Source organism: Brevundimonas sp. TWP2-1 (genome assembly GCF_049897645.1).
In the GTDB taxonomy this organism is placed as follows: Bacteria; Pseudomonadota; Alphaproteobacteria; order Caulobacterales; family Caulobacteraceae; genus Brevundimonas.
Genome location: NZ_JAFCWR010000001.1, coordinates 238,412 through 251,958 on the forward strand (window position 1 = coordinate 238,412; position 13,547 = coordinate 251,958).

Annotated in this window: 15 protein-coding genes; 6 read left to right on the forward strand and 9 right to left on the reverse strand. The window is 67.6% G+C overall.

Annotated elements, in window-relative coordinates; genetic code table 11:
• Positions 1–89: 89 nt before the first annotated feature.
• The 3 genes from ACP7BH_RS01275 to ACP7BH_RS01285 all read right to left on the reverse strand — a co-directional run bounded on the left by ACP7BH_RS01275 (position 90) and on the right by ACP7BH_RS01285 (position 4,758).
• Positions 90–986, reverse strand: a complete 897-nt coding sequence (locus ACP7BH_RS01275) for a pentapeptide repeat-containing protein (RefSeq protein WP_425984353.1) — start codon at positions 984–986, stop codon at positions 90–92.
• 81 nt (positions 987–1,067) lie between these two features.
• Complete coding sequence (locus tag ACP7BH_RS01280) at positions 1,068–1,559, reverse strand: pentapeptide repeat-containing protein (RefSeq protein WP_425984351.1); 492 nt, start codon at positions 1,557–1,559, stop codon at positions 1,068–1,070.
• A 574-nt stretch (positions 1,560–2,133) separates the two neighbouring features.
• Positions 2,134–4,758 (reverse strand): TSCPD domain-containing protein, encoded by a 2,625-nt coding sequence (locus ACP7BH_RS01285; protein ID WP_425984349.1) that lies wholly within the window; start codon positions 4,756–4,758, stop codon positions 2,134–2,136.
• 207 nt (positions 4,759–4,965) lie between these two features.
• On the opposite strand from ACP7BH_RS01285, the gene ACP7BH_RS01290 reads away from it, so the two are divergent.
• Genes ACP7BH_RS01290 through ACP7BH_RS01300 form a run of 3 tightly spaced genes read left to right on the forward strand, consistent with a single transcriptional unit; the run spans position 4,966 to position 6,385 of the window.
• On the forward strand, positions 4,966–5,358 hold the full coding sequence (locus ACP7BH_RS01290; protein WP_159850705.1) for an NADH:ubiquinone oxidoreductase subunit NDUFA12: 393 nt from the start codon (positions 4,966–4,968) through the stop codon (positions 5,356–5,358).
• Complete coding sequence (locus tag ACP7BH_RS01295) at positions 5,355–6,011, forward strand: DUF2155 domain-containing protein (RefSeq protein WP_425984348.1); 657 nt, start codon at positions 5,355–5,357, stop codon at positions 6,009–6,011. The genes ACP7BH_RS01290 and ACP7BH_RS01295 overlap by 4 nt, the downstream gene beginning before the upstream one ends.
• 20 nt (positions 6,012–6,031) lie before the next feature.
• A complete protein-coding gene (locus ACP7BH_RS01300; RefSeq protein WP_425984346.1) occupies positions 6,032–6,385 on the forward strand; it encodes an EF-hand domain-containing protein in 354 nt (117 codons plus the stop codon).
• A 217-nt stretch (positions 6,386–6,602) separates the two neighbouring features.
• On the opposite strand, the gene lepB is transcribed toward ACP7BH_RS01300, so the two are convergent.
• The 5 genes from lepB to aroQ all read right to left on the reverse strand — a co-directional run bounded on the left by lepB (position 6,603) and on the right by aroQ (position 10,463).
• Positions 6,603–7,349: a signal peptidase I gene (gene lepB / locus ACP7BH_RS01305; RefSeq protein WP_425984344.1), complete on the reverse strand. Its 747-nt coding sequence runs from the start codon at positions 7,347–7,349 to the stop codon at positions 6,603–6,605.
• Between the two features lie 92 nt (positions 7,350–7,441).
• Positions 7,442–8,122 carry a leucyl/phenylalanyl-tRNA--protein transferase gene (gene aat, locus ACP7BH_RS01310; protein WP_425984825.1) on the reverse strand — a complete coding sequence of 227 codons (681 nt, stop codon included), beginning with the start codon at positions 8,120–8,122 and terminating at the stop codon, positions 7,442–7,444.
• Positions 8,119–9,471 carry an acetyl-CoA carboxylase biotin carboxylase subunit gene (gene accC, locus ACP7BH_RS01315; protein WP_425984342.1) on the reverse strand — a complete coding sequence of 451 codons (1,353 nt, stop codon included), beginning with the start codon at positions 9,469–9,471 and terminating at the stop codon, positions 8,119–8,121. Before accC ends, aat begins: the two co-directional genes overlap by 4 nt.
• A 9-nt stretch (positions 9,472–9,480) precedes the next feature.
• A complete protein-coding gene (accB, locus tag ACP7BH_RS01320; RefSeq protein WP_346496651.1) occupies positions 9,481–9,969 on the reverse strand; it encodes an acetyl-CoA carboxylase biotin carboxyl carrier protein in 489 nt (162 codons plus the stop codon).
• A 47-nt stretch (positions 9,970–10,016) separates the two neighbouring features.
• On the reverse strand, positions 10,017–10,463 hold the full coding sequence (gene aroQ / locus ACP7BH_RS01325; protein ID WP_425984340.1) for a type II 3-dehydroquinate dehydratase: 447 nt from the start codon (positions 10,461–10,463) through the stop codon (positions 10,017–10,019).
• Positions 10,464–10,807: 344 nt separating this feature from the next.
• Here aroQ and thiS point away from each other — a divergent pair, with 344 nt between their 5' ends.
• The 3 genes from thiS to ACP7BH_RS01340 all read left to right on the forward strand — a co-directional run bounded on the left by thiS (position 10,808) and on the right by ACP7BH_RS01340 (position 12,775).
• Complete coding sequence (gene thiS, locus ACP7BH_RS01330) at positions 10,808–11,008, forward strand: sulfur carrier protein ThiS (RefSeq protein WP_112861800.1); 201 nt, start codon at positions 10,808–10,810, stop codon at positions 11,006–11,008.
• A 61-nt stretch (positions 11,009–11,069) separates the two neighbouring features.
• The gene (locus ACP7BH_RS01335) at positions 11,070–11,852 is read left to right on the forward strand and encodes a thiazole synthase (protein ID WP_425984338.1); all 783 of its coding nucleotides are present in this window, start codon (positions 11,070–11,072) and stop codon (positions 11,850–11,852) included.
• Between the two features lie 662 nt (positions 11,853–12,514).
• Positions 12,515–12,775: a hypothetical protein gene (locus ACP7BH_RS01340; protein WP_425984336.1), complete on the forward strand. Its 261-nt coding sequence runs from the start codon at positions 12,515–12,517 to the stop codon at positions 12,773–12,775.
• On the opposite strand, the gene udk is transcribed toward ACP7BH_RS01340, so the two are convergent.
• Positions 12,772–13,419, reverse strand: coding sequence for a uridine kinase (gene udk / locus ACP7BH_RS01345; protein WP_425984334.1), 648 nt, complete (start codon positions 13,417–13,419; stop codon positions 12,772–12,774). The two genes, ACP7BH_RS01340 and udk, sit on opposite strands and share 4 nt — an antisense overlap.
• Positions 13,420–13,547 lie beyond the last annotated feature (128 nt).

The following is a 13,547-nucleotide window of genomic DNA, read 5'->3' on the forward strand; positions in this document are numbered from 1 at the left end:
AAGCCCTCTCCCTGTGGGAGAGGCAAGGGATGGGGAAGTTTGGAAAGCGGGGCGTCAGGGCTCAGAAACGGCTCTCGTCAACGCGCCGTTCAGTTTCCGGCGTTTACGAAGTTGCGCACGCGCGGAGGTGTCGGCGTGGCGGGCGTGCGGATGATGCGGATCGAGGTGTTGCGGCAGGCCTGGGCCGTCAGGCGGCCGGGCAAGCGGGTCGAGCCGTCGCCGCAGGCCTCGCTGATCTGGTCCTGGGTCAGGCCGCGCGCGTTCGACAGATCCGCGCCGCGAATGTCGGTGCGGCGCAGTGAGGCGTTCGAGAAGTCGGCGCGCGAGAAGCTCGCGCCGCTCAGTCGCGCGCCATCCAGGCTGGCGTTCGAGAAGTCCGCGTTCGAGAAGTCGCCGCCCGACAGGTTGGAGGCGTTGACCTCGGCGTTGGAGAAGTTGGCGCCGGCCGCGCGGACATTGGTGATCGTCGCCCCGAACAGTTCGCTGTTGGAGAAGTTGGTCCCCGCCAGGGTCGCGCCGTTGAAGTTCACCCCATGCATCTCGCCGCCCGAAAGGTCGGCGCGGGTCAGATTGGCGCGGACGAAGGACGACCCTTGCGCCTCTGCCCCGTTCAAGTGGGCGCCCGTGAAGTTCGCGGAGGTGAAGTTTGCGCCGACGATCTCGACGCCTGACAGATTGGCGCGGCTGAAGTCGCTGCCGGTGAAGTTGGAGCCCATCATCTCGGCGCCGCGCAGATTGGCTCCGACCAGGGTGGCGTTCATGAAGCTGGCGCCGGTGAAGGTCGCCCCGGTCAGATTGCGGCCCGACAGTTCGCAGCGATTGCACGATCCGCCCAGCGACACCGAACGGGCCACGTCGCGATCCTGCATCGACATCTCCACCCCGGCGAAGGCCGGCGAGGCGATGAGCGCCGCCCCCCAAGCCGTGCAGAGCGCCAGAAGCGCCAGCGAGGGTTTGACCCGGATATGTTCAGCGATCTGTTTCACGAGACCTGAATGCCCCGAAACCCCTGCCATACCTACTTAAATCGAGGTAACTTCATGAAATCCCGGCAAGGTCGGCGACCCTCAGCAGGCGGGAATGCGAAGCCCGCGCGGCAGGACGGTCGACTCGTCGCCGCACGCCTGGTTCAGCTGGCCCTGGGTCAGGCCGGTGGCCCGCGTCAGCTGGGCGCCCGACAGATTGGTCCCCGACAAGGTCGCGCCCGAGAAGCTTGCGCCCTCCAGATAGGCGCCGACGAAACTGGCGTTGGTCAGGTTGGCGCGCGAGAAGTTGGAGCCGGAGAAGACGCCGCCATAGGCCTCGACGTCGCGCATGTCGGTGTTGGAGAAGCGCGTGCGGTTCATGACGCTCAGGCTCAGATCCGCCTGACGCAGCCGCGAACCCGACAGGTTCAGGCCCCGCGCCTCTACGCCAGAGAAGTCGCCCTGGAACAGGTTGCATCCGGCGCAGGACGACCCGCGCTTCACGCTGGCGATCTGGCCCGCGTTCTGGGCCAGGGCGGGCGCGGCGACGGCCAGCAGGGCGGCGATCAGGCCGAGGGAAAGTGTGCGTTTCATGGACCGGGCTCCGACGTTCGATCGTCTTGCAGCAAACCCTAGGCCATAACCCTTAACCTAGCCCTGACCTCCGAAGCCGCGCGAAGTTGATCTAACCTTGGCTTTAAAAGCCATGCGCCGATAGGTGCTGCGATGAAGCCAATCGCTAGAACAGTTCGATCAGAGAAGGCGGGTCGAAGACGTGGCGAGCTATCTGAAACTGCGCCAGCCGCATTCGAAGCCGTACCGAACGCGAACAGCATGAATGAAAAGCTGACAAAATCGTTGAGGTCGCTGACCCACGTTCCATCTCTTGGATGCCCAAGCGTCAGGGTGACGTTCGCAACCAGAAAGGCGAAACCCAACAAGTAAGACCAGTCACGCGAGAGCCAGGGCCTCGTATCGAATGGGTAGAGTGCGATCCGATGGACGCCGTAGATCCAGCCCCATTGCAGAATTATAGCAAAGATAAAGAATGCTGCGCCCCAGGTTGTGGGAGCGCCATGATTCATCAACCCGACAAATATTCCCGCGATTGCAGTCAGCGATAGCCAGATTGGGCTGATGTTCGCTAACGCAGCCCACCATTTCGAATTCAAGGCGTGACTGCCTTCGGCTCGGCCCCGCAGGTGTCGCAGACCCAGGCGGCGCCGCGCTGCTGCAGGCTGAAGTCGCCGCAGGCGGGGCAGGCGACGGCTTCGCTATTGGCGACGTGGCGCGGCTCGGGCTCGGCCTTCTTGCCGAAGGGCAGGACGACCAGATTGTCGGGCGCCGATCCCCGCGCGAACCCCTTGGAGATGAACCGGGCGGCGGGCACGGCTTCGTTGGCGTCGGGCTTTCCATCACCCAGACCATCTGCATTCAGCTCGTCCGTCCCGGCGTTGGCCAGTTCGTCGCGGTCCAGATAGGAGACGCCCAGCTCGCGGAAGATATAGTCCAGGATCGAGGTCGCCGACTTGATGGAATCGTTGCCTGTGACGCGCCCGGCCGGCTCGAACCGGGTGAAGACGAAGGCGTCCACGAACTCATCCAGCGGCACGCCGTATTGCAGGCCTATGGAGATGGCGATGGCGAAATTGTTCATCAGGCTGCGGAAGGCGGCGCCTTCCTTGTGCATGTCGATGAATATTTCGCCCAGCTCGCCGTCTTCGTATTCGCCGGTGTGGATATAGACCTTGTGCCCTCCCACGGCGGCCTTCTGGATATAGCCCTTGCGCCGGTCGGGCAGTTTGCGGCGCGCCCGTTCCCGCTCGATCACGCGCTCGACCACCCGCTCGGTCGGGGCGGGACGAGGAGACTCGCGCACAGTCTCGGCCCGCGCCGCGTCGATGTTCGGCAATGACAACAGCGGACCGGCCGGCGGCGCGGCGCGGGCCAGGCGGATGGCGCGACGGCCGTCCAGCGCGCCCTGGCTCAGCAGCCGCGCGGCCTGGGCTGGCGTGGCGCGCCATTCCATCGGTTCGACCGCAATGTCAGCCAGGTCGCTGAACGGCTCGATGGCGCGACGCAGGTCCGCCACGGCCGCCGCCGGATCGGCCAGCAGGGCGGCGACGGACGCCGGCGCCTCGGGCCAATCGCTCAGGTCGCCATGACCGAAGACCCAGCGCGCCGCCGCCGTCTCGGCCTCTTCGGACACGCCCAGAAGGGTCAGTAACAGGCCGTCGCCGTCCTCGACGCCCAGCACGTCGCGGATGAAACCGGGGTCCAGCACCGGGGCGGCGAAGACCGTGTCGAAATCCTCGGCCCAGGCCAGGGCGTTCTCGATGGCGGCCAGTTCGATGTCGGTGAAGCCCAGCGCGCGCAGCGACGCATGATCGATACCCGGCGCCTCGACCAGGGTGCGCCGCCCGAACGTCCACCGCTCCGCCGCCTCGACGTCGCCGCCCGCCGCCGAGATCGCCGCCGCCAGGGCAGGGTGCAGCCGGTGACCGATCTCGCCGTCCGCCGTCTGGAACACATCGACCGCCGCGATCCGGCCCAGCCCCAGCCCCAGCCGCAGCCGCGCCTCAGCATCCTCGACGAACAGGCCGATGGCCGAATGCCGCCGCGCCTTGGGCGCGACCGCCAGGGCTTTCGACGCGACTGCGGCGATGGGATTGGCCAGCCCCTTCAGCACATCGCGCCGCGCGCCTTGAGTTTCGGCGGCGGCGCCCTTCAGGTCGTCCCAGTCGGGGCAGAGACCGCGCACGCTCGCCAACTCGGCCGAGGTCTGCGCCGCCGTCGCGGCGACCAGTCCCGCGAACGCCTGCGCCCGAGCCGTTCGATCATTGTCCGCCGCCAGGGCCCCCAGCAACCCGTCCAGCCCCAGGGCGATCACGCCCGGCGACGTCGCCTGAAGGTCCAGAGCCACCGTCAACAACCGCGTCAGGCCCGCCAGATCGGTCGCTGCGTCGCCGTCCAGCGCCAGCACGGCGCCCAGGTCGATCACGGCCCGACCCGTCGTCGCCGTCGCGGTTTCCGCATCGCGCGGGTCGAAGGCGACGATCAGCCCGCCGTCCAGCGCCGCTTCCGCCGCCAGCAGGGCTTCCGGCGCGCCCGCCGCGATCTGCGTCCGATCCGCCAGGGCGACCAGAGGCGCGCCCTCGATCGTCGGCTCCAGCGCCATGGCGGGCCGTTCGCCGTCGACGGCTCTCAGGATGTCGGCGTCGCTGGCGCCGCACCGTCGTGCCAGCGCCGCCGCCCGGCCCAGGGCCGGATTGCGCGAGGGGTCGCCGCAGTCGCTGCGCGGTCCTTCGCAACGGTCCACCGCATCGGCCACCCCCGCCAGGGCCTCGGCCAGGGCCTGCGCCGCCTGGGCGCCCAGGCGCGCGGCGGCCCGCTTGCCGCTGTGCGCCTTGATGCGCGCGCCCGCGCCTGGATCGTTCAGATCGACGACGCTGGCTGCAATCGGCCCCGATCCCGCCGGCGCCGCGAGGCCCAGCTTGAACGCCCCCGACAGTTCGGTGGCGAACACAGCGGACTCGGCCCGGTCGAACACGCCCTCCGTCACGCCGGTCGCGGCCAAACGCTCGACCCAGGCGTCCACGCCGCCGTTCAGCCAGTCGCCCGACATCGGCGTTGCGAATCCCGCCGCCTCGACCCAGTCCAGCCAGGCCTCGATCTGCGCATCGGACCAGCCGGCGGGGGCCAGCACCTGCTGCACGCTGGTCGGGCGTTCGACGGCGCGGGTCTCCATCGCGACTCGTTCGGCGCGAACGGCGAAGCCTGATTGAAAGCGCATGGCGGCGTCTCTCCGAAAGGTTCGCACCAGCCTAGGCGGTCGCGCGCCGCTTCGCCAATACATCTGGTGTGCTCAGGCCGTATTGCCCACAAGATATCGATTCAACTGGCCCCGCCTGAACGCTGGACGAAGAGCGCGCGGCTTTCTATGATCCGCGCCAGACGCCGCCTCCCTTTTCGGCGAACCCTTACGGTTGGATTGCACGACGTGTTGAGCAAGATTTTCGGCTGGTGGGAGGGCGCCACGATCGGCACCCGCTTCACCATCGCTAAGCGCGGTCGCTTCGTCGGCCAGGACGAGAACGGCAATCGTTATTTCGAGAGCCGCGACAACGTCAGCTACGACGGCCGCAAGCGTCGCTGGGTCATCTATGACGGCTATGCCGAAGCGTCCAAGGTCACGCCCGACTGGCACGGCTGGCTGCACTACACCTTCGACCTGCCCCCGACCGAGCAGCCGCTGCCGCGTCGCGTCTGGGAAAAGGATCACCTGCCCAATATGACCGGCACGCCCCTGGCCTGGCGTCCGCCCGGCTCGCTGGCCAACGAGGCCAAGCGCCCGGCTGCGACCGGCGACTATCAGGCCTGGACCCCCGAGTGAAAACGCGCCGCATCCTGTTGGGCGCGGCGGCCGTCGCGGGCGTGATGAGCGCCGGCGCGGTGACCGCCAGCGTGCTTCAGGACGCGCCGCGTGACGCCCGCCCGGTCCAGGATCCGATCGGCGACATCCTGCGCAATACGCCGGACCAGACTTCGGTGCCGACCGAGACCCCGCCTGCCGGCGCGCCTGCGCCGCGTTCGCCCGTCGCGGTGACGCCGCCGCCCGCCATCGTCATCGCCGAAGACGCCGCCGTCGAGGAGAAGGCCGAGGACGAGATCAAGGCCGAGCGGCCCGTCGCGACCAAGGCCATCGAACAGCCGGCGACTCCGGCCCGCCGCCAGCGTCGCAAGTTCGCGATCATCCAGGCCATCGACAAGGTCACGGCCGAGTCGATGAAGTTCGAGGTCGAGGTCGGCGGTCGCCCCGTACGCTTCAACCGCAACCTCATCTTCGCCGCCCGCGCTTGCGAGGTCACGACCCCGGACGAACTGACCGAAGACGCGATCGCCTATATGGACGTGTCGCTTCAGCCGCGCGGCCGCGAGACCGCGCCACGCCAGATCTTCCGCGGGTGGATGTTCGCCTCGTCGCCGTCCGTCAGCGGCGTCCAGAACCCCTATTACGACGCCTGGGTCGTGGGCTGTAAGAACTGACCGCCGCGAGGAGGCTGAAGATGGATCGCGATAAGCCGCTCAAGAAAAGCGAAACGGTCGAAATCCGACTGCCCCACGCGACCAAGACCGCCTTCATGGCCCGCTGCCGCGCCGAGGGCCGCACCGCCAGCGACGCCATTCGCCGCGTCATCGACGCCGAACTGAGCCAGACGTCTTCGACCCGACGTTCTCCCCGCCTGGCGCCCCGCCTGGGCTGGCGTCCGCTGCTGGCCGCCGCCGTCGCCGGCCTGGCCCTAGGCGCCGTCGCTGCGCCCTCCCTGGCCCAGTCTTCGCCGCCCAGCCGCGCCGCCTTCGACCGGATGGACCGCAACCACGACGGCGTCGTCAGCTTCGACGAATGCCGCGGTCGCTAAACACCACGTACCGCGCGCTAAACACCACCCCATTTTCCGTCACCCTCGGGCTCGTCCCGAGGGCCCACGGCGGATGCAGATGCGGTGGATCGGCATTCAGGCAGCGCGTTTCAACATCTAACGCCCGAGCGAGGGTTCAACAGTGGGCCCTCGGGACAAGCCCGAGGGTGACGGGGTGTGGGGAGACGACCTACCGAATCCTTACCAAAAACCGGTCCTACTGAAGGTTCAGCCAGGTCCAGGGCTTGAACAGGCTCGCGCCCGGCTTCCATGAGGCCAGCACGATCTCGGCCCGACCCATGATGTTCTCGGCGGGCAGCAGGCCGACCCCGACCTCGGCCGGCCAGCGGCTGTCCAGAGAGTTGTCGCGGTTGTCGCCCATCATCAGATACTGGCCCGGCGGCACGCGGTGCAGGGGCGTGTCGTCGCCGGGCAGGTCCGGCCCGCCGTCATAGGTCACATAGGTCCGCCCGTCGGCCAGGGTCTCGCGCACCTGCTGCACCCGGCGCTGTGGCGCGTCATGGTCGGCGACGACATCCAGCCGGGTCTGGCGCACCGCATCGCCGTTGACGAAGACCACCCCGTCGCGCACCTGAACCGTGTCGCCCGGCAGGCCCACGACCCGTTTGATCCACGTCTGTTTCGGATCGCGCGGCAGGCGGAACACCACGACGTCCCCGCGCCGAGGCTCGCGCCCCATCACCCGCCCCGGCGCCATGGGCGGGTCTAACGGCAGCGACGCTGTGCTCCAGCCATACGGATATTTCGACACGACGATATAGTCGCCCTTCACCAGCCCCGGCTCCATCGACGACGACGGAATGGTGAAGGGCTGGAACAGCAGGATGCGGAGCAGGGTCGCCAGGATCAGGGCGACGACCAGGGTCACGGCGATCTCTCGCACCTCGCGCAGGACTGTCGAGCGGGGCGGGGCCTTGGATAAGGCGGATGGGGTCTGGATCATGCCGCCATTGACGGCCAGACCCGCCGCCGACGCCAATCCGAACCTGTCGGGACAGGCCGAAAATCGTGTCCGGACAGATCAGGCGGAGCACATTATGCCGTGGCCAGAGCCACCGCCTCGACGCCGGTCATGGCCACGCGCAACGCCGCCTGATCCGGCCTGACCGACAGGGCGGGGGACAGCCGGTCCAGATAGGTCGCCTGCGGCGTCTCCACCGCGCCGAACTGGCTCAGGTGATCCGTCAGGAACTGCGCATCCAGCAGGGTCCAGCCGCCCTTCCTCAACCGCGCGACCAGATGCACCAGCGCGACCTTGGACGCATCCCGCTCGCGGCTGAACATGCTCTCGCCGAAGAAGGCCCCGCCCAGCGACACCCCATACAGCCCGCCCACCAGCCGCTCGTCCCGCCAGCATTCGATGGAGTGGACGAACCCCATGGCGAACAGGGCCGCATACAGCCGGCGGATCGGCCCGTTGATCCAGGTGTCCTCGCGATCCGGTCCCTGCGCCGCCGCACAGCCGTCCAGCACCGCCTCGAAGGCGGTATCGACCCTTACCTCGAACGGCTCGCCCCGCACGGTGCGACGCAGGCGGCTGGGGATGTGGAAGGCGTCCAGCGGAATGACGCCCCGCTGTTCCGGCTCGATAATGAAGACGCGCGGATCGTCGCGCGCCTCGGCCATCGGAAACACGCCCCGGGCGTAACAGGCCAGCAGGTCCTCGGGGCCGAAACCGCCGAAAGGCCCGCTGGCGCTGAAATCGGGATCTGTCAGGCGTCGCCCTTCTGACGGGCGGCCCACTTCTCCAGCCAGTGGATGTCATAGTCGCCGGACAGGATGTCGGGCTCCTGCAACAGCTTCTGGAACAGGGGGATGGTGGTATCGACGCCGCCGATGACGATCTCGTTCAGCGACCGCTTCATGCGCGCAATGACCTCTTCGCGGTCACGGCCGTGGACGATCAGCTTGCCGATCAGGCTGTCATAATAGGGCGGGATCGAATAGCCGGCGTAGATGGCGCTATCCAGACGCACGCCCAGGCCGCCGGGGGCGTGGAAGTCAGTGATCTTGCCCGGCGACGGGGTGAAGGTCTCCGGGTTTTCGGCGTTGATACGCACCTCGATGGCGTGGCCTTTGAACTCGATGTCCTCTTGCGTGAACGACAGCGGCAGGCCGGCGGCGATACGGACCTGTTCGCGCACCAGGTCGACGCCGGTGATCATTTCCGTAACCGGATGCTCGACTTGCAGGCGGGTGTTCATCTCGATGAAGAAGAACTCGCCATCCTCCCACAGGAACTCGATGGTGCCGACGCCCAGATAGCCGATGGCGGCGATGGCCTTGTTGACCGTCTCGCCGATCTGCTTGCGACCCTCGGCCGACAGGGCTGGCGAGGGGGCCTCTTCCAGCACCTTCTGGTGACGACGTTGCAGCGAGCAGTCGCGTTCGCCCAGGTGGACGACGTTGCCGTGGCTGTCGGCGATGACCTGGATCTCGATGTGGCGCGGCTTCTGGAGATAGCGCTCCATATAGACGGCGCCGTTGCCGAAGGCGGCCTTGGCCTCGGACTGGGCGGTCTGGACGGCCTCGACCAGGTCGTCAGCCGTCAGGGCCACCTTCATGCCGCGTCCGCCGCCGCCCGCCGCCGCCTTGACGATCAGGGGGAAGCCGATGGACTTGGACGCCTCGATGGCGGCTTCGATAGTCTCGACCTCGCCGTCCGAGCCGGGAACGCAGGGGATGCCGGCTTCCATCACCGTCTTCTTGGCGCTGATCTTGTCGCCCATGACCCGGATATGCTCGGGCTTGGGACCGATGAAGGTCATGCCGTGGGCTTCGACGATCTCGGCGAAGCGAGCATTTTCCGACAGGAAGCCGTAGCCGGGGTGGATCGCCTGGGCACCGGTGATCTCGGCCGCCGCGATGATCGACGGGATGTTCAGATACGACTTGGCGGCCGAGGCGGGGCCGATGCAGACGCTCTCGTCGGCCAGGCGCACCCACATGGCGCCGCGGTCGGCTTCGGAGTGCACGGCGACGGTGGAGATGCCCATCTCCTTGCACGCCCGATGGATGCGCAGCGCGATCTCGCCGCGGTTGGCGATCAGAACCTTGGTGAACATCAGGGCGCCTTAGGCTTCCAGCAGGACGAGCGGCTCGCCGAACTCGACCGGCTGGGCGTCGCCGACCAGGATATCGAGGACCACGCCGTCGCGCGGGGCCTGGATCGGGTTCATCGTCTTCATGGCCTCGACGATCAGCAGGGTCTGGCCCTTTTTGACCTTGTCGCCCGGCTGGCAGAAGACCGGCGCTTCGGGCGAGGCTTGCAGATAGACGGTGCCGACCATGGGCGACTTCACCTCTTCGCCGGATCGGGCGACGATGGTGGCGGGATCGGACGGCATGGAGGCCGGTGCGGCGACCGGGGCCGGCGCGGCGGCTGCGGCCGGCGCAGCGGCATATTGCACCGGCGCGGCGTTGACCGTGATCTCGCGGGCGACGCGGATGCGCAGGTCGCCGCGCTCGACCTCAACCTCGGTCAGGTCGGTCTCGTTCAGGATGTCGGCCAGCTGGCGAACCAGGGCGGCGTCGATTTCGGCGTGTTTCTTGTCATCGGCCATTGGATTTGCGCCTTGTCTTTCGTGGTCTTGAGTAAACGGGACGGGCGTCAGCCGCGTTCCCGAACCTTGGTGAGAGCCGCCTGGACGGCCAGTTCATAGCCTGCCGCGCCGAAGCCTGCGATGACGCCGGTCGCTGCGGAAGACACATAGGAGTGATGGCGAAACGCCTCGCGCGCCGCCGGATTGGACAGATGCAGCTCGATCACCGGGATCGACAGCGTCTTCAGCGCATCGTGCAGCGCCACCGACGTATGCCCATAGGCCGCCGGATTGATGATCAGGGCGTCCGCGCCTTCACGGGCTTCCTGAATCCAGTCCACCAGCACGCCTTCGTGGTTGGTCTGGCGGAACACGATCTGCACGTCGCCCGCCGCCTTGATGCAGCGCTGTTCGATGTCCGCCAGGGTGTCGCGGCCATAGATGTCCGGCTCCCGAACCCCGAGCAGGTTCAGATTGGGGCCGTTCAGCACATGAATGACGGGCGTTTCGGCCATGGTTTCCGGAATCGGGCGCTGCGTCGCAGCACAAGAGGGGCCTTTTAGCCGACGCAGGGCCTGGGTCAAACGGTCCCCGCATCGAACTTTACCCAAGGTCACGCCGCATTGGCGCGGATTTCGCAGCCAAGGCCGCATTCGTCCCCGGTCGGGACAGCCAGCGGGAGCGCAGACGATGCGCCAGGACGGCAAACTGATCCTTCGCACCGTCGTCGCCGCCTTTGCGGCCGTGGCGGTCGCCATCGGCGCCTTCCTGTTCGAGGCCGGCTGAGCGCCCGTCTGGCGAACCCGGCCTTAAGCATCTATCTCAGCCCCGACGCCGCCAGCGCCCGGAGACCAGACGCGTGCACCAGATCCATCTCAACGGCGAACCCCGCCAGGTCCAGGCCGCCACCATCCTGGCCCTGGTCGAAGAGTTGTCGCTGGACCCGCGCAAGGTCGCGGTCGAACGCAATCTTGAGATCGTCCCCAAGTCCCTGCACGCCGCCACCCCCGTGGCCGCGGGCGACCGCATCGAACTGGTCCAGTTCGTCGGCGGCGGTTGATCGCGATCAAATCCCGCTACGACGGCTTTCCCTGACGCCTTGGGGGGACTAGGTCAGATCCATGACCGATACAGCCAACGAAACCTGGTCCGTCGCCGGCCGCACCTTCAACTCGCGTCTGATCGTCGGCACCGGCAAATACGCCGACTACGCCCAGAACGCCGCCGCCGCCGAGGCTGCGGGCGCCGAGATCGTGACCGTGGCCGTGCGCCGCGTGAACCTGACCGATCCGAACCAGCCGATGCTGGTGGACTATGTGAAGCCCGACCGGTTCACCTTTCTGCCCAACACCGCCGGCTGTTTCACCGGCGAGGATGCGGTGCGCACCCTGCGCCTGGCGCGCGAGGCAGGGGGATGGAGCCTGGTCAAGCTGGAGGTGCTGTCCAACACCGCCCACCTGTATCCCGACATGATCGAGACGCTGCGGGCGCTGGACCTGCTGATCAAGGACGGGTTCGACGTCATGGTCTATTGCACTGACGACGTCGTGATGGCCAAACGGCTGGAAGACGCCGGCGCCGCCGCCATCATGCCCGCCGCCGCGCCCATCGGCTCGGGGCTCGGTATCCAGAACCCCATCAACGTCCGCCTGATCGTCGAACAGGCCAAGGTGCCGGTGCTGATCGACGCCGGCGTCGGCACGGCCTCGGACGCGACCTTGGCGATGGAACTGGGCTGCGACGCCGTCCTGATGAATACCGCCATCGCCGGCGCCAAGGACCCCATCCGCATGGCCCGCGCCATGAAACACGCCGTCATCGCCGGACGCGACGCCTATCTGGCCGGACGGATGCCGAAGCGGATGTACGCGGACCCGTCGTCGCCGCTGGCCGGACTGATCTGACGACTGGGAGCGTTGAAGAAGCCCTGAAGTCCCACAGGCGCCTCTCCCTCCCCTTCATGGGGAGGGACGATCGCGCAGCGATCAGGGTGGGGCCGTAAGGGCGGGCGCAGGGCTTCACACGCCCCCACCCCGGCTGCGCTCCCCTTCGCCGCCCCTCCCCATGAAGGGGGGGAGAAACGCGCTCAGCCATCACAATGACGCTGGTCCATTCGTAGCGAATCCAATCGCTTGCGGGTTTATGTCCCCCTTCTCCCATCCCCCCTCCGAAACGCGCGTATTCTAATCCCGTCCCGTCGCCCGGAGGGCTCGCTTGGCCTGCGACCTTGCGGCGGCGGGAGCGTATGGAACGGGAGCGGGTCTGGAACGGCCCGTGCTGACATCGACTCATGGAGCGGTGTCAGAGGGTCGAGGGGGATACTCGATCGCACTCGGGACGGGGTTCGCAGACCCCGCCGACCCGTCGCAGGCTTATGGGGTTAGGCGATAAGACCGCCACCGCTCGACGCCCCGAGCTTGCAGGCCAACCAACCGCGCGGAGCGTCATACCCTTCGTCGAAACGGTAATCTCTAATCACACTCCGGGCGAAGGCCCGGCGCTCCGCCCAGTCCTCCAAACTTCGCAGCGAAGGCGCGAAGACGATAGCCCCTGTCCGGAGAACCGCATGGCCCGCCCAAAACCTCGTCGTCCCAAGCCCGGTCGCGGCCTGCCGCCGCCCCACAAACAGACGCCGGAAGAAAAGGCCGAGATCGAGCGCCTCCTCGCGGAAATCGAAATCCAGCACATCCGTCTGGATGCCATCCTGGTCGAGAAGCATGCGGAGGCAGCCGAACGCGCGCGCATCAGGGCGCTCAATGGCCATCCGCCAGTCGAGCGTGCCGTGCTTCGACCCGGAGAATTCCGTGTCGGGGATCTCTTTCGTTAGTCGTCCAGCAAGGCCTGCAGCAGCGGATGGGCCAGCACCGGCGCGGCGAGACGCACCACCGCCTGCGGGTCTTCCAGCCGAACGGCCGCCGTGGCGTCGGCGACGATGAAGTCGGCGTGTGTTCGCGACGGTTCGGTCAGGCGCTCGTGGCCCGGACGCACGGTGGCCAGATATTGCGCCACGACCGAATCCGCCGACCGCCCCCGCTCGGTCTGGTCGCGCAGCAGGCGGCGGATGAAGCGGATGTCGGACGGGGTGTCCACGAACACCCGGATGTCGAACAGGGCGGTCAGGTCGGGGGTGCACAGAACATGGGTGCCCTCGACGATCACCACCTCGGCCGCCGCGATCGGTTCGCCGCCCGGCTCGCGCCCGTGATGGATGAAGGAATAGACCGGCGCCGTCACCGCGCGCCCAGCCTTCAGCTCTTTCAAATCCGCGATCATCAGGTCGTGATCGCGCGCCGCCACGTCGTCGAAGTCGAAGGTCGCGGCGTCGAAGCCGGGCAGGGAGGCGGCGTCGCGGTAATAGCTGTCCTCGCGCACCAGCACGGCCGCACCGTCCGGCAGGGCCGAAACCAGGGCCTCGGCCAGGGTGCTCTTGCCGGAGCCGGAGCCCCCCGTGATCGCGATCAATATGGTCATGGGTGGTCTTCTAGTGCGGTCGCGCGGCCGACGCCACGGGGGACGATCCGTCGCGCGGCGGCTGACGTTACGTCACGTTGCTTATCGCCGATCACCGATGTTAGCGTCCGCTCAAGCGTCGCATCCAA